The sequence below is a fragment of the Micromonospora sp. CNZ295 genome (assembly GCF_004217535.1).
The window spans coordinates 5,636,150-5,659,839 of record NZ_SHKZ01000001.1 but is presented as its reverse complement, the minus strand read 5'-3'; the positions used below and the strand labels follow the sequence as shown (position 1 = coordinate 5,659,839).

The 23,690-nt window shown below is 73.5% G+C and carries 19 protein-coding genes; 16 read left to right on the top strand and 3 right to left on the bottom strand.

The window, feature by feature from the left end; translation table 11 throughout:
- Positions 1-66: 66 nt before the first annotated feature.
- From EV376_RS26330 to EV376_RS26320, 3 genes are all read left to right on the top strand, one after another.
- Positions 67-936: a carbon-nitrogen hydrolase family protein gene (locus EV376_RS26330; RefSeq protein WP_130327550.1), complete on the top strand. Its 870-nt coding sequence runs from the start codon at positions 67-69 to the stop codon at positions 934-936.
- A 59-nt stretch (positions 937-995) separates the two neighbouring features.
- A complete protein-coding gene (locus EV376_RS26325) occupies positions 996-1,640 on the top strand; it encodes an HAD family hydrolase (protein ID WP_130327548.1) in 645 nt (214 codons plus the stop codon).
- 155 nt (positions 1,641-1,795) lie between these two features.
- Positions 1,796-2,731, top strand: coding sequence for an RIO1 family regulatory kinase/ATPase domain-containing protein (locus EV376_RS26320; protein WP_130327546.1), 936 nt, complete (start codon positions 1,796-1,798; stop codon positions 2,729-2,731).
- An 81-nt stretch (positions 2,732-2,812) separates the two neighbouring features.
- Here EV376_RS26320 and EV376_RS26315 read toward each other — a convergent pair whose 3' ends face one another.
- Positions 2,813-3,067 (bottom strand): DUF2630 family protein, encoded by a 255-nt coding sequence (locus EV376_RS26315; protein WP_207228437.1) that lies wholly within the window; start codon positions 3,065-3,067, stop codon positions 2,813-2,815.
- Between the two features lie 266 nt (positions 3,068-3,333).
- On the opposite strand from EV376_RS26315, the gene EV376_RS26310 reads away from it, so the two are divergent.
- The 7 genes from EV376_RS26310 to EV376_RS26280 all read left to right on the top strand — a co-directional run bounded on the left by EV376_RS26310 (position 3,334) and on the right by EV376_RS26280 (position 11,489).
- Positions 3,334-4,728 (top strand): cytochrome P450, encoded by a 1,395-nt coding sequence (locus tag EV376_RS26310; protein ID WP_130328876.1) that lies wholly within the window; start codon positions 3,334-3,336, stop codon positions 4,726-4,728.
- A 7-nt stretch (positions 4,729-4,735) separates the two neighbouring features.
- Entirely contained in the window at positions 4,736-5,623 is an 888-nt protein-coding gene (locus EV376_RS26305) for a terpene synthase family protein (RefSeq protein WP_130327542.1), read from the top strand.
- Positions 5,620-7,224, top strand: coding sequence for a prenyltransferase/squalene oxidase repeat-containing protein (locus EV376_RS26300; RefSeq protein WP_130327540.1), 1,605 nt, complete (start codon positions 5,620-5,622; stop codon positions 7,222-7,224). Before EV376_RS26305 ends, EV376_RS26300 begins: the two co-directional genes overlap by 4 nt.
- A gap of 108 nt (positions 7,225-7,332) precedes the next feature.
- Entirely contained in the window at positions 7,333-9,999 is a 2,667-nt protein-coding gene (locus EV376_RS26295; protein WP_130327538.1) for a nitrate- and nitrite sensing domain-containing protein, read from the top strand.
- A gap of 95 nt (positions 10,000-10,094) precedes the next feature.
- Positions 10,095-10,514, top strand: a complete 420-nt coding sequence (locus EV376_RS26290; protein WP_130327536.1) for a roadblock/LC7 domain-containing protein — start codon at positions 10,095-10,097, stop codon at positions 10,512-10,514.
- 5 nt (positions 10,515-10,519) lie between these two features.
- Positions 10,520-10,906 carry a DUF742 domain-containing protein gene (locus EV376_RS26285; RefSeq protein ID WP_130327534.1) on the top strand — a complete coding sequence of 129 codons (387 nt, stop codon included), beginning with the start codon at positions 10,520-10,522 and terminating at the stop codon, positions 10,904-10,906.
- Complete coding sequence (locus EV376_RS26280; protein WP_130327532.1) at positions 10,887-11,489, top strand: ATP/GTP-binding protein; 603 nt, start codon at positions 10,887-10,889, stop codon at positions 11,487-11,489. Before EV376_RS26285 ends, EV376_RS26280 begins: the two co-directional genes overlap by 20 nt.
- 82 nt (positions 11,490-11,571) lie before the next feature.
- Here EV376_RS26280 and EV376_RS26275 read toward each other — a convergent pair whose 3' ends face one another.
- Positions 11,572-14,427, bottom strand: a complete 2,856-nt coding sequence (locus EV376_RS26275; RefSeq protein WP_130327530.1) for an aconitate hydratase — start codon at positions 14,425-14,427, stop codon at positions 11,572-11,574.
- 221 nt (positions 14,428-14,648) lie between these two features.
- Between EV376_RS26275 and EV376_RS26270 the strand changes: the two genes are divergently transcribed.
- Positions 14,649-15,035: a thioredoxin domain-containing protein gene (locus EV376_RS26270; protein ID WP_486482811.1), complete on the top strand. Its 387-nt coding sequence runs from the start codon at positions 14,649-14,651 to the stop codon at positions 15,033-15,035.
- Between the two features lies 1 nt (position 15,036).
- Here the strand turns inward: EV376_RS26270 and EV376_RS26265 are convergent, their stop codons facing one another.
- Positions 15,037-15,222 (bottom strand): hypothetical protein, encoded by a 186-nt coding sequence (locus EV376_RS26265; protein WP_130327526.1) that lies wholly within the window; start codon positions 15,220-15,222, stop codon positions 15,037-15,039.
- 57 nt (positions 15,223-15,279) lie between these two features.
- On the opposite strand from EV376_RS26265, the gene EV376_RS26260 reads away from it, so the two are divergent.
- The 5 genes from EV376_RS26260 (at position 15,280) to pulA (ending at position 23,649) form a co-directional block, all read left to right on the top strand.
- Entirely contained in the window at positions 15,280-15,984 is a 705-nt protein-coding gene (locus tag EV376_RS26260; protein ID WP_130327524.1) for a C40 family peptidase, read from the top strand.
- A gap of 37 nt (positions 15,985-16,021) precedes the next feature.
- On the top strand, positions 16,022-16,411 hold the full coding sequence (locus tag EV376_RS26255; RefSeq protein ID WP_130327522.1) for a hypothetical protein: 390 nt from the start codon (positions 16,022-16,024) through the stop codon (positions 16,409-16,411).
- Positions 16,412-16,551: 140 nt separating this feature from the next.
- On the top strand, positions 16,552-17,250 hold the full coding sequence (locus tag EV376_RS26250) for a hypothetical protein (RefSeq protein WP_130327520.1): 699 nt from the start codon (positions 16,552-16,554) through the stop codon (positions 17,248-17,250).
- A 73-nt stretch (positions 17,251-17,323) separates the two neighbouring features.
- Complete coding sequence (locus EV376_RS26245) at positions 17,324-17,992, top strand: cellulose binding domain-containing protein (protein WP_130327518.1); 669 nt, start codon at positions 17,324-17,326, stop codon at positions 17,990-17,992.
- 149 nt (positions 17,993-18,141) lie between these two features.
- Complete coding sequence (gene pulA, locus EV376_RS26240) at positions 18,142-23,649, top strand: pullulanase-type alpha-1,6-glucosidase (protein WP_130327516.1); 5,508 nt, start codon at positions 18,142-18,144, stop codon at positions 23,647-23,649.
- The last annotated feature ends 41 nt before the right edge of the window (positions 23,650-23,690 follow it).

The following is a 23,690-nucleotide window of genomic DNA, read 5'->3' as shown; positions in this document are numbered from 1 at the left end:
GTTATGCAAACCGTACGTACGGCTTGGTTCTGCTCGTCCCACCGGCCCGCCGGTTAGGATCCGGCCGTGACGCCATCCCCCACCGCCCCCACCCTTCCCGCCACGCCCCTGACGGTCGCGGCGGTGCAGTCCGCGCCCGTCCCCGGCGACGTGGCCGCCAACGCGGTCACCGGCGCCGCCCTGGTGCGCCGGGCCGCCGCCGAGGGGGCCCGGGTCGTCGTCCTGCCGGAGCTGTACCTGCCCGCGTACCATCCGCCGGCCCTGGCCGCCGACCCGGCCGGCACCGACGTCGTGGCCGACGACGCGCGGAGCGTCGCCGATTCCCGCCTGACCCCGCTGTGTGACGCCGCGCGCGACGGCGGCGCGGTGGTGGTGGTCGGCGCGGCGGTCCGGCAGCCGGACGGTCGCCGGACCATCTCCGCCCTGGTGGTCGACCGGGCCGGAAACGTCCACGTCGGGTACGACAAGCAGCAGCTCTGGAGCGGCGAGCGGGAGCTGTTCGACCCCGGGGACCGGGGCGCCACGCTGGTCGTCGACGGCTGGCGGTTCGGCCTCGGCATCTGCTACGACGGCTGCTTCCCCGAGCACGGCCGGGCGGCCGCGGGCGACGGGGCGCACGGCTACCTCTGCCCGAGCGGCTATCTCGCCGGCTCCGAGCACCGCCGCGACCTCTACTACCCGGCACGGGCCCTGGACAACACGATGTACGTGGTGTTCGCCAACGTGGTCGGCGGCGCCGACCCGTGGCGGTTCAACGGCGGCGCCGCGGTGTACGACCCCGAGGGCCGCCCGCTGGCGCGCGGTGGCGACACCGAGGAGGCGGTGCTGGTCGCCACGCTGGACCCGGCGGCGCTGGCCCGCACCCGGAAAGCCCACTCCATGCTGCTCGACCGGCTTCCGCACCAGGGTGCCGCCCGCGCGTCGCTCACGGCCTGATCCGGAGGCGGGCCGCTGGACCCTGTCGGCGGGGCGCGTCGGTCCCGTAAGGTGCCCGAGTGCCGCTGCTCCTCCTCGACCTGGACAACACCCTGCTCGACCGGGAGGGTCCGTTCCGCGCCTGGGGTGAGCGTTTCCTGGCCGAGATCGGCGCGCCGACCGCCGACATCGACTGGTTGCTGTCCATCGACGCGGACGGGCTGACCGACCGGTGGGACGTGGCGGACGCGATCCGCGACCGGTACGCCCTGCGCATCCCGTCCATCGACCTGGTCGAGGAACTGCACGACGGGGTGGTCGCCTTCTCCCGCCTCGACCCGCTGGTGGCCTGCGCCCTGCGGATCGCCGACGACGCCGGCTGGGTGCCGGTGGTGGTAACGAACGGCGCGGTGCGCCACCAGGAGGGCAAGATCCGGCGCACCGGGCTGGACCGGTACGTCGCCGACTGGGTCGTCTCCGAGGAGGCCGGGGTCAGCAAGCCGAACCCGCGGATCTTCGCGCTGGCCGCGCAGCGGGTGCGGATGCCGCTGCGGGGCGCCTGGGTGATCGGGGACGGTCCGGAGGCGGACATCGGCGGCGCGACGGCGGTGGGGCTGCCCAGCGTCTGGCTGCACCGGGGGCGTACCTGGAGCGACGCGCGATTCGCCCCGACGTTCACCGTCGACAGCGTGATCGCCGCGATCGCGGCGGTGCTCGGGGCGTAAATCGGTTGCCCCGCCGGCAGCCCGGCGGCGAGCATGGTGCCGCATCGTGCACCCGGGCGTCGACGCCCGGTCGAGGAGAGGGGGTCGGTCATGGCCGTCTTCGCAGGTCGCTTCCACCGGCCTCCAGCAACCTCGACCAAGGGATCTTCACCGCAGTGCGTGACCATGACTTTCCGGCGCCCGAGCGCCGCACCCGCGGCAAGCGCCGCTTCGACGACGACGAACCACACTTCCTGAAGCGCGGCCGGCCCGCCCAGCCGCTGCTCGCCGAGCCCGACACCGAACCGGACCCGGAGACGGGCGAGACCTGGTCGTCCTGGGACGACGCGGTCCACGGCCCGCAGCCGCACCCGGACTGGCTGGTCACCGAGCTGGCCGCCAAGGACACCGAGCTCGGCGTGCTCAAGACCGGCAAGGAGGCGGACGTCCACCTCGTCCGCCGGGCCGTGCCGGGTACCGACCGGTCCTGCCTGCTCGCGGTCAAGCGGTACCGGGACGCCGACCACCGGCTGTTCCACCGCGACGCCGGCTACCTGGAGGGGCGCCGGGTCCGCCGGTCCCGGGAGATGCGGGCGATGGCGGGTCGGACGGCCTTCGGCCGTCAGATGATCGCCGGCCAGTGGGCGGCGGCCGAGTTCGCGGCGCTCGCGCGCCTCTGGGAGATCGGCGCCCGGTACGGCACGGTCGCCGTGCCGTACCCGGTCCAGCTACGCGGCACCGAACTGATGCTCGAGTTCATCGGCGACGCCGACGAGGGCCTGGCCGCGCCCCGGCTGGCGCAGCTGCGACCGGACGGCGCCGAGCTTCGCGACCTGTGGGAGCAGCTCGTCGAAGCGCTCACAGTGCTCGCCCGCGCCGGGCACGCACACGGGGACCTGTCGCCGTACAACCTGCTCGTGCACGCGGGACGCCTGGTGCTCATCGACCTGCCCCAGGTGGTCGACCTGGTCGCCAACCCGCAGGGCCCGGAGTTCCTGGCCCGGGACGTGCGGGTGGTCGCCACCTGGTTCGCGGCGCGCGGGCTGCCGGCGCCGCAGGCCGATCGGCTGGCCCTCACCGAGCGGCTGCTTCGGGAGGCGGGCCTGCGCTGACCACGACGGTCCCGGGCGGCCGGCGTGGCCGCCCGGGACCGGGCGTGGACCGACGCGCGGTTCGGGCCGTACCCCGCCGCGTCACTGCATGTAGCGCTCGACCTCCGGCAGCGGGCGTACGCCCTGCGCGTCCGGGTCGCCGTGGGTGGAGCGGGCGGCGCGCCGGCGGCGCAGCAGGTCCCAGCACTGGTCCAGGGACTCTTCCAGCTCGCGCAGGCGGGTGCGGCCCTCCTCGTCGGTGCCCGCCTCGTTGGCCTGGGCCTCGGCGCGGAGCCGGTGCTCCTCGTCGACCAGCTCGGAGATCCGCTTCAGGATGGTCTTGTCGTCCATGGCCATGAGCCTGGCACAGGGTGCCCGCACGCGCCCGGATTCCCGGCGGCCACACCGGTTCGGCGTTCCCTCCGCAGGTTCGCGTGCGTCGCCGGGCGGGCGCCCCGCCGACCTGCCACAGAGGACCGACGCCGCTATTGATGAAAATTCCACACGTGCGACTCCTAGAGAAAGTTGTCGCGTCAATGGCATGCTCTGCGAGACGGACTCACGCTCGGCGACGACGCGATGTGCCGACAGTGACGCTTCTGTGAGTGGAGGTAACCGTGCGGGTGCCCCAGAATGACGATTCGTACGATGGGGCGCCCGCTGGCCGTCCCGTCCGCGCGCCACTTCATCGGACCCTGCCGGGCCTGTCGCGGGACCCGCTCGGCACGCTGGTCGCCCTCGCCGACCGCGCGCCGGGGCGGGTCGTGCAGGTCAACCTGGGCACCATCCGCCCGTACCTGGTGACGGAGCCGGCGCACGTCCAGCACGTGCTCCGCGACAACGCCGCCAACTACACCCGCGGCGGGAACAGCATGCTGTGGAAGTCGGTCCGGAAGCTCGCCGGCGACGGCATTCTCGGCGAGGGACCGGAGTGGGAGGCGAGCCGGCGGCGGCTCCAGCCCCACTTCACCGCCAAGCGGGTCGACGCGGCGGTGGAGGCGCTCAGCCAGGCGATCAGCGACGCCGTGGACGAACTCGCGGCGCCCACCGGTCGGGGCGAGCCGATCGACGCCGCCAAGGAGATCTCCCGGATCATCTGCCAGGCGGTCATCCGGGTCTTCTTCGGCGACAAGATCAAGGTGGCCGACGGCGTGCGGGTGGTCGCCGAACAGGACACCGTCGCGACCGCGCTGCGGTTCCGGCTGCTCGCCCCCTTCATGCCCGACCGGGTGCCGATGCCGGGCGACCGGGCGTTCCGGCAGGCGGTCCGCAACATCGACGACATCCTGCTGCCGATCGTGCGGGCGGAGCGCGCGCACCCGGACGGCGGCGACGACATCTTCGCCGCCCTGGCCCGGGCCCGCGACGCCGCCGGGCGCCCGCTGGACGAGCAGCGCGTACGCGACGACGTCGTCGCCATGTTCGCCACCACCACCGAAACCACGTACGTGGTGCTCACCTGGCTGTTTCCGCTGCTCGAACAGCACCCGGACATCGCCGCGCGGCTGTACGCGGAGATCGACGAGGTGGTCGCCCCCGGTGACGTGGTCGGGCGGGAGCAGTTGGCACGGCTGCACTACACCCGGATGGTCCTCGACGAGCTGCTGCGCACCTACCCGTCCGGGTGGCTGGTGCCCCGTACGGCGGTCGACGACGACGTCATCGGCGGCACCCGGATCCGAGCCGGCGGCATCGTGGTCCTCAGCCCGTACGTCACCCACCGGCTGGCGCGGTACTGGGACCGGGCGGACGTGTTCGATCCGGAACGGTTCGGTCCCGACCAGCCGCGCCGCGCCCACCGCTACGTCTACTACCCCTTCGGGGGCGGGGCGCACCAGTGCATCGGGCAGTACCTGTTCCAACTGGAGGCGCCGCTGATCGTGGCCACCCTGCTCAGCCGGTACCGCTTCCGGCTCTGTCGACCGGGCATGCCGAGGCCGCAGCTCGCCGCCTCGCTGCGCCCGGGAGAGCGGGTCGACCTGCTGCTCACGCCGCACCGTCAGCACGTGCTCAGTTGAGCCGCCGATGAGCACGACGAGCGTCCTCGACCCGATCCAGCAGGCCGCCGCTAACGGCCGCGTCTGCGCCCTCGCCGCGTCCGGGCAGCGAGACCTGGCCCGGTGCCGGTCCGCGTACCCGGCGTTGTTCCCGGACGACCCGTTCGACGCGACGCTGTTGAGCAACATCGCCCTGGCGATCGCGTTCAGCGAGCCCGGTGCGGAGGCCGAGCAGCTGCGCACCACCAACCGGCTGGTGCTCTGGGGGTTCGCGCTCGACTGGCAGGTCGACCGGCTCGCGGTCGACCGGGTCGAGTTGGACGAGTTGCTGCGCCGCCAGTGCGCCGTCGCGGCGGGGGCGGTGCCCGAGCCGGGCGACGCGCTCGGCTCGTTGCTGGCCGACATCCGCGCCGAACTGGCCGCCGCGCCGGCCTTCGCCGCGCTGAGCGGCGCATGGCAGGAGGCGGTGGACCGGACGCTCACCGCGATGAGCCGGGAGTGGGACTGGCGGGCCGACCCCGGCACCGCGCCGGACCTCGACGGGTACCTCGCCAACGCCGACAACCTGGCGTGCACGGTCGTCAACGTCGCCCACTGGATCCGCACCGGCGGGCCGGAAGCGGCCCGGCACGCCGACCGGCTGGTGGCGGCCAGCGACGCGGTGCAGCGCGCGCTGCGCCTGGTGAACGACCTGGCGACGGTCGACCGGGACGTCCGGACCGGGGACCTGAACGCGATCCTGCTCGTCGGTGACCGGGCGGTCGTGGAGCGGCACCTGGCCGGCGTGATGACCGAGTGCGGTGAGCTGCTCGCCGGGCTGCGGCCCGACGCGCCGCGCGAGGTCGACTACCTGTCCCGGCAACTCGGGTACACGAGCGGCTTCTACCGTTCGACCGACTTCTGGGGGGTCCGGTGACGGCCGAGGCGGTCGTCGGCCGTTCGCCGGCGGTCGAGCCGGCGCCGGACGCCCAACTGCGCGCCGCCGCCGAGGTGGTGGCCGACCTGGTGCGGGTGCCGGCGGGGCGGACCACCGCGTCGGTGTACGAGACCGCCCGGCTGGTGTCGCTCGCGCCGTGGGTGCGCCGGCACGCCGAGCGGATCCGCTTCCTGCTGAACACGCAGCGGGCGGACGGCGGGTGGGGCGGCCCGGACGGGTACTGGGTCGTGCCCACGCTCAGCGCCACCGAGGGACTGCTCGCCGCGCTCGACCGGGACGAGCCGGACGGCTGGTCGCGCGCCGACGTCACGGGCGCGGTCCACCGGGCGCTGGCGCGGCTGCACGAGCGGCTGGGGGAGACCGGGAAGGGCACACTGCCGGACCTTCCGGCCGCCGACCTGATCGTGCCGGGGCTGGTCGAGCGGATCGGCCGGCGGCTGGCCCGCCCACCCGTCGAGCTGAGCGGGTGGAACCCCCGCCTCCCGCTGCCGCCCGGGCTGGACCGCGGCCGGCTGGACCGGGTCCGCCGGTTGGTGGACTCCGGCGCGCCGTTGCCCGACAAGCTGCTGCACGCCCTGGAGGCCGTCGGCCCGGGCGCCCGCCGGCACGCCCGCGTGCGGCCGGGCCGCGGCGGGGCGGTGGGCGCCTCACCCGCCGCGACAGCCGGCTGGATCGGGACCCCCGACGCCGGGGTGCGCGAGGCGGTGAGCTACCTGGAGCGGGCGGTGGACGCTCACGCCGGCCCGGTGCCCTGCGCGACGCCGATCACGGTCTTCGAGCGCTCGTGGACGCTCGCGGCGCTGGCTCGGGCGGGCGTGCCGGTCCAACCGCCGCAGGCCGTGCTCGACAGCCTGCGGGCCGCCGTCGGACCGGGCGGCGCGGCGACCGGGCCGGGCCTGCCCACCGACGCCGACACCACCGCCGTCACCCTGTACGCCCTCGCGCGGTTCGGCCAGCCGGTCGACCCGGCGTCGCTGTGGTCGTACGACACCGGCGTCCACTTCGACACCTGGCCGGGGGAGGACGGTGCCTCGGTGACCACCAACGCCCATGTGCTGGAGGTGCTGGGCTGGCACCTGGCGCGGGCCCCCGGGCCGGCGCCGCGCCTCGCCGCCGCCGTCGGTCGGCTCACCGACTGGCTGGTCGACCGGCAGGCCGCCGACGGGCGGTGGTCCGACCGCTGGCACGCGTCGCCGTACTACGCCGCGAGCTGTGCGGCGGCGGCGCTCGCCCGGTACGGCGGACCGCGCGGCCGGCCGGCCGTCGCCCGCGCCGTCCGGTGGGTGCTGGGCGAGCAGCGCGCCGACGGGACGTGGGGTCGGTGGGACGGGACCGCCGAAGAGACCGCGTACGCCGTGCAGGTGCTCGCGGCGGCGCCGAGGGCCGAGGCGGGGACGGCGGTCGCCGCCACCCGGGCCGCGGCCGCGCTGTCCGGGTTGGACGGTGCGCCGACCGGTGCGCCGCTGTGGCACGACAAGGACCTCTACCAGCCGCCGGTGATCGTCCGGGCGGCCGTGGTGGCCGCCCGGTGGCAGGCCACGCGACTGGCCACCGTAACCGACCTACCAACTGGTTCATGATCAGCGATGCTTGAGTGAAGTTGTGGACACTGCTAGCGTGCGCCGAGGCCGGCCACATGAGGTGCCGCCCTTCCTTACCGTGAACCAAGACGGGCGAGAGACGGTGTGATGGGTCCCCGCAGTGCAAGTCTGCGCACCAAGGTTGTGGCCATGCTGGTCTCGCTTGCCGCGCTCTGGGCCTTCGCGGCCTGGGTGACGCTGCAGGACGGGCTCAACGTCCTCGGCGTGCAGACCCTCGACACCCGGGTCGCCGAGCCGAGCGAGACGCTGCGCAACGAGCTCCAGCAGGAGCGCCGGCTCTCGGTCGTCTACCTCGGGCGGCCGACCGAGGAGACCCTCCAGCAGTTGGCGGAGCAGCGGGAGCGCACGGTCGAGTTGACCGCCCGGTTCCAGGAGTCGTCGCGGACCTGGCAGGCGCGACTGGCCTCCAGCGACGAGCTGATCGAACGGCTCGACGCCGCGATCGTCGAGCTGGACGGGCTGACGTCGGTCCGGGAGGCGGTGACCGCCCGGTCGGTCGACCGGGCCGGCGCCGCGGACGCCTACACGGGGGCGCTCGACGCGCTGTTCCACGTGTACGGGTCGCTCGCGAAGCTCGACGACGAGCAGATCGCCAAGGACACCACCACCCTCGTGCAGTTGGTCCGCGTCCGTGAGCTGATCTCGCAGGAGGACGCCCTGCTCAGCGGGGTCGCGGCGGCGGGCCGGATCACCGAGCAGGAGTACGCGCGGTTCGCGCAGCTGGTCGGCGCGCAGCGGTTCCTCGCCGCCGAGGCCGCCGCCGAGCTGCCCGACGCCGACCGGGACCGCTTCGAGCAGCTCGCCGGGAGCCCGGCGTTCGCCGGGCTGCGGGAGCTGGAGGACCGGATCATCCGGGACGGGCGGCCCGGTTCGAGCCTGCCGGTGAGCGCCGCGGACTGGGCGGCGGTGGTCGGTCCCGCGCTCGACGAGCAGGAGAAGGCGGTGCTGGCCGGCGGTGACGCGCTGGTCGAGCGGGCCACGCCGGTCGCCGTCTGGGTCATCGTACGGCTGATCCTGGCTGCCGGTCTGGGCCTGCTCGCCGTCATCGCCTCGATCGTGGTGTCGATCACCACCGCCCGCGCGCTGGTCCGCCAGCTGGAGCGGCTGCGCCGGGCGGCGTGGGCGCTCGCCCACGAGCGGTTGCCCGGTGTGGTCGAGCGCCTCGGCCGCGGCGAGGAGGTCGACGTCGGCACGGAGGCGCCACCGCTGGAGTTCGGCGACGACGAGATCGGCCAGGTGGGCAAGGCGTTCAACGCCGTCCAGGAGACGGCGATCCGGACCGCCGTCGAGCAGGCCGAGCTGCGCCGGAACGTGCGTGAGGTGTTCCTCAGCCTGGCCCGGCGCACGCAGGCGCTGGTCCACCGGCAGCTCACTCTCCTCGACGCGATGGAGCGGCGCGAGCAGGACGCGGAGGAGCTGGAGGACCTGTTCCGGGTCGACCACCTCGCCACCCGGATGCGACGCAACGCGGAGAACCTGATCGTGCTCTCCGGCGCCACTCCGGGCCGGGCCTGGCGTCGCAACGTCCCGATGGTCGACGTCGTCCGGGGCGCGGTGGCCGAGGTGGAGGACTACACCCGGGTGACCGTGCTGCCGTTGGGCGGGGTCTCGCTCGCGGGCCGGGCGGTCGGCGACGTCATCCACCTGCTCGCCGAGCTGATCGAGAACGGCCTGTCGTTCTCGCCGCCGCACACCATCGTCGAGGTGCGGGGCCAGTTGGTCGCCAACGGCTTCGTCATCGAGATCGAGGATCGTGGCCTCGGCATGAGCGAGGAGGACCTCGCCGCCGCGAACCAGCGCATCGTCGACCGGTCCGAGCTGAACCTGGCCAACGCCACCCGGCTCGGCCTGTACGTGGTGAGCCGGCTGACCGAGCGGCACGGCGTGCGGGTGCAGTTGAAGGAGTCCGCGTACGGCGGGACGACGGCGGTCGTGCTGATCCCCGCCGAGCTGGTGACCACGGAGGACGACCCGGCCGCCCCGGCTGGTTTCCTGGCGGGGGCGGGCGCGACCGGGCTGCCGGCCGGCGCGGGCGCCGGTGCGCACCCGCAGCGCTCCCCCTCGTCGGCTCCGATGGCTCTGGCCGAGCCGCCCGCCGCACCCCGGCCCCGAACGCAACCCGGGTCGGGCGGTGACATCGACGATGGGCTGCCGGTGCGGTCGCGCGGCCAGGCCCTCGCCGAGGCGACCGCCGAAGGTCTGCCCGTCCGGTCCAGGGGTGGCACCGGCGCGCTGGACGGTCCGACGATCCCGACCGGCCTGCCGGTCGCCGCGGCGGCCACCACGACCTCCGTCCCGGCGCCGACCGCCGACGGGCAGCCGTCCGCGGACGCGACTGTCGGGCCGGTGGCCGAGGGCGCGGTCGCGGAGTCGGCGGTGTCGGAGGAGTCGTCCGCGCACGGCCCGGCCGACGCGCCGACCGGGCCGGCGGAGACCGCCGCGGCCACGGAGGTGGCGGTCGCCGGGACGGATGAGGTGCCGGCCGCGCCGGAGGGCGGGTCCCCGCCGGTGCCCGACCGGACCGAGTCGGGGTTGCCGGTGCGCGTGCGGCAGGCCAGCATCGCCCCCGAGCTTCGCGACGAGCCGGCCGAGGTCGAGGCCGTCGAGATCGTGCGTCCACCGGAGCAGGTGCGCCGGATGATGAGCTCCTACCAGACCGGAACCCGCCGGGGCCGCACCGACGCGGCCAGGCTGCTCGGCGCGGGTGACCCGCCGGACGCGGGCCCCGACCCGGGAGACCAGCAGGCAACCTGATCGGCACCGCCGGGCGAGGCGTCGCGGACGCCCCCGGCGTGACAGCCAGCCGAGGACGAGCCGGCGAGCAGCGCCGGGGGAGAAGAGGGCGACGAGTGACGCAGAAGACGGCTTCGACGGCCGACCTGACGTGGTTGCTGGACGATCTTGTCGGCCGAGTGAAGCAGGCCGAGCACGCGGTCGCGTTGTCGACGGACGGCCTGCTGATGGCGGCCTCCCGAGGGCTGAGCCGGGACGACGGCGAGCATCTGGCGGCCATGGCGGCCGGCATCCAGAGCCTCGCGCGGGGCGCCGGCAAGCGGTTCGGCGGCGGCCAGGTGCAGCAGACGATCATCGAGATGCAATCGTCGTTCCTGTTCGTCACGGCGGCCGGTCGCAACGCCTGCCTCGCGGTCCTGGCGAGCGAGGACGCCGACGTGGGCCTGATCGCGTACGAGATGGCGATGCTGGTGACCCGCGTCGGCAAGTACGTGGCGTCGCCGTCACGCACCGAGCAGCCGGCCGCCGGGAAGTAACGGCGATGACGGTCCAGGGAGAGTCCGCGGAGCAGCAGTGGGTCGACGACCACGCCGGGCCGGTGGTGCGTCCGTACGCGGTGACGCGCGGGCGGGCCCGCCCGGTCGCCGGCACGTTCGACCTGATCTCCCTGGTGACCGCCACCCGGGCGGATGTCACGCCGGAGATCGGTCTGGGCCCGGAGCACGTGGCCATCGTCGGGCTCTGCCAGGGGGTGCAGTCAGTGGCGGAGATCGCTGCCCACCTGGACCTTCCGGTGGGGACCGTCCGGGTCCTGCTCGGTGACCTGATGGCCCGTGACCTGGTGCAGGTACGCGAGCCGCGGACGACGGCCGGCCTTCCCGACAACAGTGTTTTCGAGGCGGTAATCAATGGACTTCGGGCCCTCTGAGCGGCCGGCGGGAGCGCCGACCCTGCCCACCGCGCTCAAGATCCTGATCGCGGGTGGCTTCGGTGCCGGCAAGACGACGCTGGTCGGTGCCGTCAGCGAGACCCGCCCCCTGCGTACCGAGGAGGTGCTGACCGAGAGCGGGGTCGGCGTCGACGACCTGTCCGGTGTGGAGGACAAGAGCACCACCACCGTGGCGATGGACTTCGGCCGCATCACCATCAGCGACGACCTGGTGCTGTACCTGTTCGGCACCCCGGGCCAGGACCGCTTCTGGTTCGTCTGGGACGAGCTGGCGCTCGGCGCGATCGGTGCGGTGGTGCTGGCGGACACCCGTCGGCTGGCCGACTGCTTCCCCTCGATCGACTACTTCGAGGGGCGGGGCACGCCGTTCGTGGTGGCGGTCAACTGCTTCGAGGGCGCCCGCCGGTACCGGTTGGACGAGGTGCAGGCGGCGCTCAACCTGGACCCGGGGGTGCCGGTGCTGCTCTGCGACGCGCGGGAGCGGGAGTCCGGCAAGGAGGTGCTCATCACGCTGATGGAGCACGCCATGAAGACCCTGGAGGCGCGCCGCGAGGCCGACTGACCAGGCCGAGCCGGGAGCGCCGGGCGAGAGCGCGACAGGGCCCCTTCCCGCTGCCGGGAAGGGGCCCTGTCGGGGTGGTGCGTCAGCTGGCGATCATGCGCCGCAGCACGTACTGCAGGATGCCGCCGTGCCGGTAGTACTCCGCCTCACCCGGGGTGTCGATGCGGAGCACCGCGTCGAACTCGATCCCGGTGTCGGTGGTGACCCTGACCGTGCGCGGGGTCGCGCCGTCGTTGAGCGCGGTGACCCCGGTGATCGAGAAGGTCTCGGTGCCGGTGAGGCCGAGTGACTCGGCGGTCTCGCCGGCCGGGAACTGCAGCGGCAGGACGCCCATGCCGATCAGGTTCGAGCGGTGGATCCGCTCGTAGGACTCGGCGATGACGGCCTTGACGCCCAGCAGCATGGTGCCCTTGGCGGCCCAGTCCCGGGACGAGCCGGAGCCGTACTCCTTGCCGGCCAGGACGATCAGCGGGAGACCCGCCTCCTGGTAGGCCACCGAGGCGTCGTAGATGGTGGTCTGCTCGCCGGTCAGGTGGTTGACCGTGAAGCCGCCCTCGACGCCGGGCACCAGCTGGTTGCGCAGCCGGATGTTGGCGAACGTGCCCCGGATCATCACCTCGTGGTTGCCGCGGCGGGAGCCGTAGGAGTTGAACTCGTGGCGCGGTACGCCGTGCTCGGCGAGGTACTTGCCGGCGGGCGAGTCGGGCTTGATCGAGCCGGCCGGGGAGATGTGGTCGGTGGTGACCGAGTCGCCCAGCTTGGCCAGCACCCGGGCGCCGGTGATGTCGCCGACCGCCTGCGGCTCGCGCTGCATGCCCTCGAAGTACGGGGGCTTGCGGACGTACGTCGACCCGTCCGCCCAGGCGAAGGTGTCCCCGGTCGGCGTCGGCAGCGACTGCCACCGCTCGTCACCGGCGAACACGTCGGAGTACGCCGAGCTGAAGCCGCTGGCGCCGATCGCCGAGGCGATGACGTCCTGGATCTCGGCGCTGTTCGGCCAGATGTCCCGCAGGAACACCGGGTTGCCCTGGGCGTCCTCGCCGATCGGCTCGTTGGCCAGGTCGATGTCCATGGTGCCGGCGAGCGCGTACGCGACGACCAGCGGCGGGGACGCCAGGTAGTTCATCTTGACGTCGGGGTTGATCCGGCCCTCGAAGTTGCGGTTGCCGGAGAGCACCGAGACGACCGCCAGGTCGTTCTCGTTCACCGCGGCGGAGATCTCCTCCGGCAGCGGCCCGGAGTTGCCGATGCAGGTGGTGCAGCCGTAGCCGACCAGGTGGAAGCCGAGCTTCTCCAGGTAGGGGGTGAGGCCGGCCCGCTCGTAGTAGTCCATGACGACCTTCGAGCCCGGGGCGAGGGTGGTCTTCACCCACGGCTTGCGGGACAGGCCCTTCTCCACCGCGTTGCGGGCCAGCAGCGCGGCGCCGATCATGACCTGCGGGTTCGAGGTGTTGGTGCAGGAGGTGATCGCGGCGATCACCACGGCGCCGTGGTCCAGCTCGAACTCGTTGCCGTCGTCGCCGGTGACCCGGATCGGGTTGGTGGCCCGCCCGCCGGCGCCGACCGCGGCCGTCGCCAGGTCGCGCGGGGCGTCGGCCGGGTCGTTGACGCCGTTGGCGGGGGAGTCGCTGGCCGGGAAGGACTCGGCGCTGGCCTCGTCGGCGTGGCCCACGACCCCGTACGGCTTATCCTGCTGCGGCACGCCGGGCTTGCGGCCCGGGTCGCCACCGGTCTCGTCGGCGGCGACGTAGTCCTTGAGGGCCGAGCGGAACAGCGTCTTGGCGCTGCCCAGCGGCACCCGGTCCTGCGGGCGCTTCGGGCCGGCCAGCGACGGCTCGATCGTGCTCAGGTCGAGCTCCAGGCGCTCCGAGTACGCCGGCTCGGCGACCGGGTCGTGCCAGAGGCCCTGCTCCTTGGCGTACGCCTCGACGAGCGCGACCTGCTTCGGGTCGCGGCCGGTCAGCTCCAGGTAGCGGACGGTCTCGGCGTCGATCGGGAAGATCGCGACGGTGGAGCCGTACTCCGGCGACATGTTGCCGATGGTGGCCCGGTTGGCCAGCGGCACCGCGCTCACGCCGGGGCCGTAGAACTCGACGAACTTGCCGACCACGCCGTGCTTGCGCAGCATCTCGGTGATGGTGAGCACCAGGTCGGTGGCGGTGGTGCCGGCCGGCATCTCGCCGGAGAGCTTGAAGCCGACGACCCGCGGGATGAGCATGCTGACCGGCTGGCCGAGCATCGCGGCCTCGGCCTCGATGCCGCCGACGCCCCAGCCGAGCACGCCCAGGCCGTTGACCATCGTGGTGTGCGAGTCGGTGCCGACGACCGTGTCCGGGTACGCCTGGCCGTTGCGCTCCATCACCGTGCGGGCCAGGTACTCGATGTTGACCTGGTGCACGATGCCGGTGCCGGGCGGGACGACCTTGAACTCGTTGAAGGCGCTCTGGCCCCAGCGCAGGAACTGGTAGCGCTCCTTGTTGCGCTGGTACTCCAGCTCGACGTTGCGCTCGAAGGCGTCCTCGCGGCCGAACAGGTCGGCGATCACCGAGTGGTCGATGACCAGCTCGGCCGGCGCGAGCGGGTTGACCTTGGTGGGGTCGCCGCCCAGGTCGCGGACGGCCTCGCGCATGGTGGCCAGGTCGACCACGCAGGGCACGCCGGTGAAGTCCTGCATCAGCACCCGCGCCGGGGTGAACTGGATCTCCACGCTCGGGTCCGCGGTCGGGTCCCACGCGCCGAGCTGCCGGATGTGGTCGGCGGTGATGTTCGCGCCGTCCTCGGTCCGGAGCAGGTTCTCCAGCAGGATCTTCAGGCTGTAGGGGAGCCGTTCCTGGCCCTCCACCTTGCTGATCTTGAAAATCTCGTAGCTCGCGTCTCCGACGCGTAGCTGGGTCTTCGCACCGAAGGTGTCGAGGCTCGCCACGTCGTACTCCTTCACACCAGCGACCGTGAGTAGTCCTGAGCAGTCTGTCGCACCGGCCGGGGACGTGCCGTGCTTAGGTGACACTTACCCGCCTCGGGCGCCTATCCAAACCGTACGTCCGTCTTGCTATTCGCGCAACCTCGTGCACGGTGCGGACGAGGAGATTCCGTCATGATTCACCATGGGCGGCTCGCCGGTCCGCCCGCAGCTGTCCATTCCGACCGCCGGATGCCACGATGGCCGGCGTGGAGATCTGGAACAACCCGTCCTGCTCGAAGTGTGTCGGCGCGCGGGAGACCCTCGACGAGGCCGGCGTCGCCTACCAGGTGCGCCCCTATCTGGACCGGCCGCCGACCGTGGCCGAGCTGACCGAGGTGCTGCGCCGGCTCGGCGTCCGGGCCTGGGAGGTCTGCCGGATCCAGGAGCCGGCCGCGGTCGACCGGGGAATGGCCGACTGGCCGCGGGACGACGCCAGCGAACCCCGCTGGGTCGAGGCCATGGTGGCGGCGCCGGAGCTGATCCAGCGCCCGATCCTGCTGCTCGACGACGGGAGCGCCCTGGTCGGGCGTACCCCGCAGGCGCTGGCCGAGGCCGTGCGGCGCGCGCGGCGCGGCGGCGAGTGACTCAGCGGCGGTCGTCGCCCGGCGCGGCCGCCGCCTCCGCGTGCCGGTCGCGCAGCCGGGCCCGGATCTCCTCCGGGGTGTACGCCCGGCGCCGCCGTTCGGCCCGGGCGATGACCACACCGGACGCCGCAACGCCGGCCAGGCCGGCCAGCCCGAGCACCTTCCACCACCGCATCCGTCGCCGCATCGGCCTAGGGTAGACGCTTATGGACGTGACCCTCGGCAAGCGGAGCGGAGCGTCGGCGTGATCCTCGACCTGGACGAGGCCGTGGAGCTGACCCGCACCGGCGACGTGTGGGTGTTCCGTGGTCGCAGCGTGCCCGACCGGGCCATCCAGCTCACCACCAACAGCCCGGTCAACCACGTGGGCATGGCGGTGGTGCTGGACGACATGCCTCCACTGATGTGGCACGCCGAGCTGGGCCGTTCGCTGCCCGACCTGTGGTCGGGCACCCACCAGCGTGGCGTGCAGCTGCACGACCTGCGTGACGCGGTCGGCGTCTGGGCCAACCGGTACGGGCAGCGGGCCTGGCTGCGCCAGCTCGACCCGCCGGCCGACGCGGCGATGGAGAACGCGGTGCTGCGCACCGTCGCGCGCCTTGACGGCACGCCGTTCCCGTCCACCGCCCAGCTCGCCTGGCGGTGGCTGCGGGGTCGCGTGCCGCCCGTGCGGTTGCCCGGCGGGCGGCGGCCGGCGGGTCCGGCCCGCGCGGACGCCCTGAACGGCCGGGCGCCCGAAGGCCGGGACCGCGCGGTGCCGGAGCACCGGCTGGAGACGGCGTACTGCGCGGAGGTCGTGGCCGTCACGTACGAGGCGATGGGGCTGCTGCCACCCGGCCGGCACCCGAACTGGTACGACCCGGGCCGGTTCTGGAGCGGGGACGACCTCGGCCTGGCCGGCGGCGCGCGACTCGGCGCGGAGATCGAGGTGCGCGTACCGCCGCGCTGAGGTTTGGGCTCGCCGCGCACCGGAAATCTCTCCGGTCGTGACGGCTTTCACCGACCTGGACGCGCTGACCGACTTCTTCGGCCGGTACGGCGCAGCGCTGACCGCAGGCGACGTGCCCGCCCTGACCAGCTGCTACGCCCTGCCGGGCCTGGTCGTCTCGGACACCTACAGCTTCTCGTTCACGTCCCCGGCGGCGGTGGCACTGTCCTTCGTGGGCGCCGCGCCCGACTACCGGGACCGGGAGCTGGTGGCGGCGCACGCGACCATCGAGGACGTGCAGCCGGTGTCGGCGCTGCTGACGATGGTGGCGGTCGAGTGGGAGTTCCTCGACAGCCAGGGCCGCCGGGTGCCCGGCGAGCGCTACCGCTACCTGCTGCGCACGACCGATGAGGGGCCGGTCATCTGCACCGTCGTCCGGTCCGCGTGAGCGTCACGCCACCGGGGTCCGGCCGGGGACCGGACGTCGGCCGGCCGGCCATCCGTTCGGTCGGATCGGTGACCACGCGGTTCCGTCTCCGGGCAACGGATGGATAGGCTGCGCGTCGGCTCGACGAAAGGGAACCTCAATTGTCTCTGCGGCCAGCCGGGGAGGCCGGCGGGCGGACCGCGTCCCGGTTGCTCGCGTCGTTCCCGTGGGTCGTCGTGGTCCTCGGCGTCGGGCTGCTGGCGACGCTGCTCCTGGTGGCGCTGCTGTCCTTCCGTGGCCCGGAGCGGCAGGCGCTGCCCCCGGCGCCGGCGCCGCCGGTTCCCCTGCCCACGCCCCGCGCGGTGACCACCCCCGTGGACCCGTCGCCCACCAGCGTGACGCCGTCGCCCACCCGGCCGCCGACCACGGCGGCCACGCCCTCTCGCGCGGCCCGCACCTCGTCGCCCGGGCCGGGCTCCGGGGCGTCGAGCTCCGCCAGCCCGCAGCCGTTGGTGGCCAACGGCGAGGCCGCCGACCCGGCCGGGGCCGAGGTCACCGCCCGGTACGAGGTGACCGACAGCGACCGCGACTCGTTCCGGGCGGAGCTGCTGCTGGCCAACCGGACCGACCGGAGCCGGGACTGGCGGGTGGAACTCCAGTTCACCGACGCCGTCAGGAGCATCCGGGTGTACGGCGGTTCCGGCATCTCGGTGTGGACGGACGGCCGCGGGCGGTACGTCCTTCGTGGTGACCTGCGCCCCGGGGAGCAGGAGCGGCTGGCGCTCCGGATCCGGCGGGACGGTGGCGGCGACCAGCCGAGCCGGTGCACCGTCAACGGTGTCGACTGCGTCATCGGATGAGCGCCCGCCCGGCGGCCCGCCGGGTCCTGCCCGCCGGTCGGTACGCTTCCTCGACGGCTCGCTGAGGAGGGACATGTCCGGCTCACGTCGCGCCCCGCGGTCCCGCGCGCTCGCCGCCATCGCCTCCTCCCCGTGGATCGTGGTGGCCGCCGGGGTCGTCGTCATGGTCGTTCTGCTGGTCGTCGCGCTCGGGGCGTACCGGGGGCGGAGCGACGGCGTCGACGCCCGGCCGGAGCCGCCCGCCCCGCCGCTGCTCCTGCCCGAACCGTCGCCCACGACCGGTGAGCCGGCGCTGAGCCCGAGCCGACCGACCCGGCCGGGGCTGTCGCCGCGCGCGTCCGCCCCGCCGACCACCGGCGTCGCGTCGCCGCCGGTTCCCACGCGGGCCGCCACCGCCGGTGCTCCCCGTCCCGCACCGCCGCCCCCGGCCGGGCTCACCGGCCGGTACCGGGTGGTGAGCTCGTTCGACGGCGGTTTCATCGCCGAGGTGCTGATCATCAACGCGACGGCGGACCGGCGTGGGTGGACGGTCCGGCTGACCTACTCCGGTGGACGTTTCGTGACGGCGTGGGTGGAGGGCGTCGAGCAGGGGACCGCCACCGTCTTCGACGGCGGTTTCACCTACCGCAGTGGCGTCGACGTGGCCCCGGGCGGCACCGCCAGCCTGCGGTTCCACCTGGAGCGGACGGACTCCCGCCCGACCTCCTGCACGGTCGACGGCCGGCCCTGCGTGATCCTCTGACGTCCACGTCGGACATCGGACGCCGGTCCGGGTGGCAGCGAGGCGCCTGAAAGCGGACTGCATTGTTGCGACTGTGTTTGCAAGGTATTGCAGAATGTTTCGGCAAGGACTAGCGTGCGGGCGAATCAGCGACCAGAGGAAGGCCGTCGATGAAACGCCCGCCGATATCGCGCAAGGCTCTGCTCGCCCTCGTCTCGCTCCTCGCCCTCACCCTCGTCGGCGCGCCGGTCGCCGTCCACCAGTTGGGAGGCGACCAGCGCAACAGCCCGACCGGCACGGCGGCCGGCGCCGACGCGCTCGCCGCGGCCGGCGCGAAGCAGTGGGACGCCGAGCCCTCCGCCGCGGCCCTGCTCGCCGCCGGCGACAGCCGCGCCCGGGCCGAGCAGTTCTACTTCGTCCTGCCGGACCGCTTCGCCAACGGCGACCCGCGCAACGACCGGGGCGGCCTCACCGGCGACCGGCTGAAGACCGGCCTGGACCCGGCGGACAAGGGCTTCTACCACGGCGGCGACCTCAGGGGCGTGATGGACCGGCTGGACTACATCCAGGGCCTCGGCACGACGGCGATCTGGCTCGCGCCGGTGTTCAAGAACCGGCCGGTGCAGGGCAGGGACGACGACGTCTCCGCCGGTTACCACGGCTACTGGATCACCGACTTCACCCAGGTCGACCCGCACTTCGGCAGCAACGACGAGCTGAAGAAGCTGGTCCGGCTCGCGCACCAGCGCGGCCTGAAGGTCTACCTGGACATCATCGTCAACCACACCGCCGACGTGATCACGTACGCCGAGGACCGGTTCACCTACGTCGACAAGAAGACCTCGCCGTACCGCGACGCGCAGGGCCGGCCCTTCGAGGACCGCCACTACGCCGACGGCAGCCGCGACTTCCCGGCGGTGAACACGCAGTCCTTCCCGTACACGCCGACGTTCGCCACCCCCGCGGACGCCAAGGTCAAGGTCCCGGCCTGGCTGAACGACCCGACGATGTACCACAACCGCGGCGACTCGACGTTCGTCGGTGAGAACGCCGAGTACGGCGACTTCGCCCGGCTGGACGACCTGTGGACCGAGCGTCCCGAGGTGGTCCGGGGCATGACGAAGATCTACTCCGACTGGGTGCGCGAGACCGGGGTGGACGGTTACCGCATCGACACCGTCAAGCACTCCAACCTGGAGTTCTGGCCCCAGTTCAGCCAGGGCGTCGAGCAGGCCGCGGACCGGGCGGGCAAGCCGGACTTCTTCATGTTCGGCGAGGTCTACAGCGCCGACCCGGAGATCACCTCGACGTACGTGCGCCGGGGTGGCCTGCCCGCCACCCTGGACTTCCCGTTCCAGGACGCGGCGCGCGGCTTCGTCGCGGGCGCCGGCTCCGCCACGGCCCTCGCCGACGTGTACGCGCGCGACGACCTGTACCACGCCCGGGACACCGACGCGAACCGGCTCACCACCTTCCTCGGCAACCACGACATGGGCCGCATCGGCGCGTTCATCGCCAACGGGCAGACCGACGCCGCGACGCACCTGCGCCGCGCCCAGCTCGCCCACGAGCTGATGTTCCTCACCCGCGGCCAGCCGGTGATCTACTCCGGCGACGAGCAGGGCTTCACCGGCGCCGGCGGGGACAAGGACGCCCGGCAGGACATGTTCGCCTCCAAGACCGCCGACTACCTCGACGACGACCTGCTCGGCACCGACCGCACCCACGCCGTCGACCAGTTCGACCCGCAGCACCCGCTGTACCGGACGATCGCCGAACTCGCGAAGCTGCGTGCGGAGCACCCCGCGCTGCGCGACGGCGTCCAGGTCACCCGGTACGCGGCCGACGGCCCGGGCGTCTTCGCCGCGTCCCGCGTCGATCCGCGGCAACGCACGGAGTACGTCGTCGCCGTCAACAACGCCACCACCCCGCAGACTGTCACCGTGGACACCTGGTCGGCCGGTGCCACCTTCGGTGGCGTACACGGCGCCTCGGACGCGCCGGTGGCCGGCGGGGACGGCCGGCTCACGCTGACCGTGCCGGCCCTGTCGGCCGTCGCGTACCGCGCCGGCACGCCGATCGCGTCGCCCTCGGCGAAGCCCACCGTGACGATCACCGCGCCGGAGGCCGGCGCCGTCGTCCCGACCCGCGTCGCCGTCACCGCCCAGGTCACCGGGGACCCGCTCGCCACGGTCACGGTGGCCGCCCGGGTCGGGGGCGGCCGGTGGACGCTGCTCGGGTCGGCCGACCGCGCGCCGTACACCGTGCACCACGATCTGGCCGGCCTCGCCGGCGGCACGAAGGTCGAGTACAAGGCCGTGGTCCGGGACGGCCGGGGTCGTACCGCGACCGCCCGCACCGCCGCGGTCGTCGGCACCCCGGAGCAGGGCCAGTCCCGTGACTGGCTGGTCGTGCACTACCAGCGGCCGGCCGGCGGGTACGACGACTGGGGCCTGTACGCCTGGGGCGACATCGACCCGGCGTACGTGACCGAGTGGCCGAAGGGGCAGCCGTTCGCCGGCGAGGACTCCTACGGCCGGTTCGCCTGGGTGAAGCTCAAGCCCGGCGCGAGGTCGGTCGGCTTCCTCGTCGTCGACCGGAACGGCACCAAGGACGTCGACCAGGATCGCACGGTCGACGTGACGCAGACCGGCGAGATCTGGCTCAAGGCCGGCGACCCGGCGATCCACCCGACCCGGCAGGCGGCCACCGGTGAGCCGGACTCGCCCGTCGAGGAGGGGACGGCGATCCTCCACTACCGGCGGGCCGACGGCAACTACGACGGTTGGGGCCTGCACCTGTGGGACGGCGCGGCCAGCCCGACCGACTGGGCGAACCCGATGCCGCCGACCAGCGTCGACTCCTTCGGCGCGGTGTTCCGGGTGCCGCTCGCGGCCGGCGCCAGCGGGCTGAGCTACATCGTCCACAAGGGGGACGAGAAGGACCTGCCCGAAGACCAGCGGCTGGACTTCGCCGGCGCGGGCCGGGAGGTGTGGCTGCTCGCCGGGACCCGGGGGCGGCTGCTGCCGGCGGCCACCACCGGCGCCGCCAAGGATCTCGACGTGACGAAGCGGAAGGCGCACTGGATCGACCGCTCCACCGTCGCCTGGGCGACCGGGCCGACCGACGGCAAGACGTACGCCCTGGTCGCCGCCCCGGCCGGCGGGGTGACCGTCGCCGACGGGGAGCTGACCGGGACGTATACGACGATCCCGCTGCGGGCGCAGCGCAACGGCCTGACCGAGGCGCAGCGCGACCGGTTCCCGCACCTGTGGGCGTACCAGGCCTTCACGCTGGACCGGGCGCAGCTGGCGAAGGTCCCGGCGGCGCTGCGCGGGCAGCTCGTGGTGACCGAGCGGGACGCCCAGGGCACGCTGCTGGCGGCCACCGGCGTGCAGATCCCGGGCGTACTCGACGACGTCTACTCCCGGGCGACCCAGGCGCGGCTCGGCCCGACGTTCACCGGCGGCGTGCCGGCGCTCGCGGTGTGGGCGCCGACCGCCCGGAGCGTGTCGTTGCAGCTGTTCGACTCGCCGGCCGCGCAGCCGGAGACGGTGAGCATGCGGCGGGACGACCGCACCGGCGCCTGGTCGGTACGCGGTTCCCGGTCCTGGATCGGCAAGTACTACCGCTACCGGGTGGAGGCGTGGCAGCCGGCGGCGCAGAAGATGGTCACCGCGTCGGTGACCGACCCCTACTCGCTGGCCCTCGCACCGGACTCCACGCACAGCCGGATCGTCGACCTGGCCGACCCGCGGCTCGCGCCGAAGGGCTGGGGCGACCTGCGCAAGCCGGCCGCGGTGCCCGCGGCGAAGGTGCAGATCTCCGAGCTGTCGGTGCGCGACTTCTCGATCGCCGACACCACCGTCCCGGCCGAGCGACGCGGCACCTTCCTCGCCTTCACCGACCCCGGCACCGCCGGGATGAAGCACCTGCGGGGGATCGCCGACGCCGGGGTCACCCACCTGCACCTGCTGCCGGCGTTCGACTTCGCCACGATCCCCGAGCGCCGGGCCGACCAGCGGCAGCCCGCCTGCGACCTGGCGGGCCTGCCGCCGGACTCGGACCAGCAGCAGAGGTGCGTCGCCGAGGTCGCCGACACCGACGGCTACAACTGGGGGTACGACCCGCTGCACTACACCGTGCCGGAGGGTGGTTACGCCGTCGACCCGGCGAATCGGACCACCGAGTTCCGGCAGCTGGTCGCCGGGGTGAACGGCGCCGGTCTGCGCGTGGTGCTGGACGTCGTCTACAACCACACCTCCGCGGCGGGCACCGACCCGAAGTCGGTGCTGGACCAGATCGTGCCGGGCTACTACCACCGGCTGCTGGAGGACGGCACGGTCGCCAACTCGACCTGCTGCGCCAACACCGCCCCGGAGCACGCCATGATGGGCAAGCTCGTGGTGGACTCCGTCGTCACCTGGGCGAAGGCGTACAAGGTGGACGGCTTCCGGTTCGACCTGATGGGCCACCACCCGAAGGCGAACATGCTCGCCGTCCGCGCCGCCCTGGACCGGCTGACCCTCGGCCGGGACGGGGTCGACGGCCGGAAGATCCTGCTCTACGGCGAGGGCTGGAACTTCGGCGAGGTGGCGAACGACGCCCGGTTCGTCCAGGCCACCCAGGCCAACATGGCCGGCACCGGCATCGGCACCTTCAACGACCGGCTCCGCGACGCCGTCCGCGGCGGCGGTCCCTTCGACGCCAACCCGCGCCAGCAGGGCTTCGCCTCCGGCCTGTTCACCGACCCGAACGGTGACCCGGTCAACGGCTCGGCCGCCGCCCAGCGGGCCCGGCTGCTGCACCAGCACGACCTGATCAAGGTGGGGCTCACCGGCAACCTGCGCGGCTACCGGTTCACCAACTCCGCCGGCGAGCAGGTCACCGGTGCCGAGGTGGACTACAACGGCGCACCGGCCGGCTACACGGCGGCGCCGGGGGAGGCGGTCACCTACGTCGACGCGCACGACAACGAGATCCTGTACGACGCGCTGGCGTACAAGCTGCCGCAGGACACGGCGGCGGTGGACCGGGCGCGGATGCAGGTGCTCGCGCTCGGCACCGTCCTGCTGGGGCAGGGCACCGGTTTCGTCACCACCGGCAGCGAACGGCTGCGGTCCAAGTCGTTGGACCGCAACTCGTACAACTCGGGGGACTGGTTCAACCAGATCCGCTGGGACTGCGCGCAGGGCAACGGGTTCGGTGTGGGACTCCCGCCGGAGCAGGACAACCGGGACAAGTGGCCGTACGCGAAGCCGCTGCTGGCCGACCCAAGGTTGGTGCCGGACTGCGCGGCGATCGACCTGACCGACGCCCGGTACGCGGAGCTGCTGAGGATCCGCGCGTCCTCGCCGGTGTTCGGCCTGGCCACCGCCGAGCAGGTGCAGAAGCGGGTGGCGTTCCCGCTCTCCGGCGAGGCGGAGACGCCCGGCGTGCTCACCATGACGCTGGACGGTCGGGGCCTGGACGGGCGCTGGACGTCGCTGACGGTGATCTTCAACGCCACCACCGGGACGGCGACCCAGCGGCTCGCCGGGTTGCGCGGTGCGGACGTGGCCCTGCACCCGGTGCTGCGGGACTCTGCGGACCCGGCCCTGCGTACGGCGTCGTTCGCGACGTCGAGCGGCACGTTCACGGTGCCGGCCCGCAGCGTGGCCGTCTTCGTGCAGCGGTAGCGGTGACGCGTCGGCCCCCTTCCGCGCTGGCGGAAGGGGGC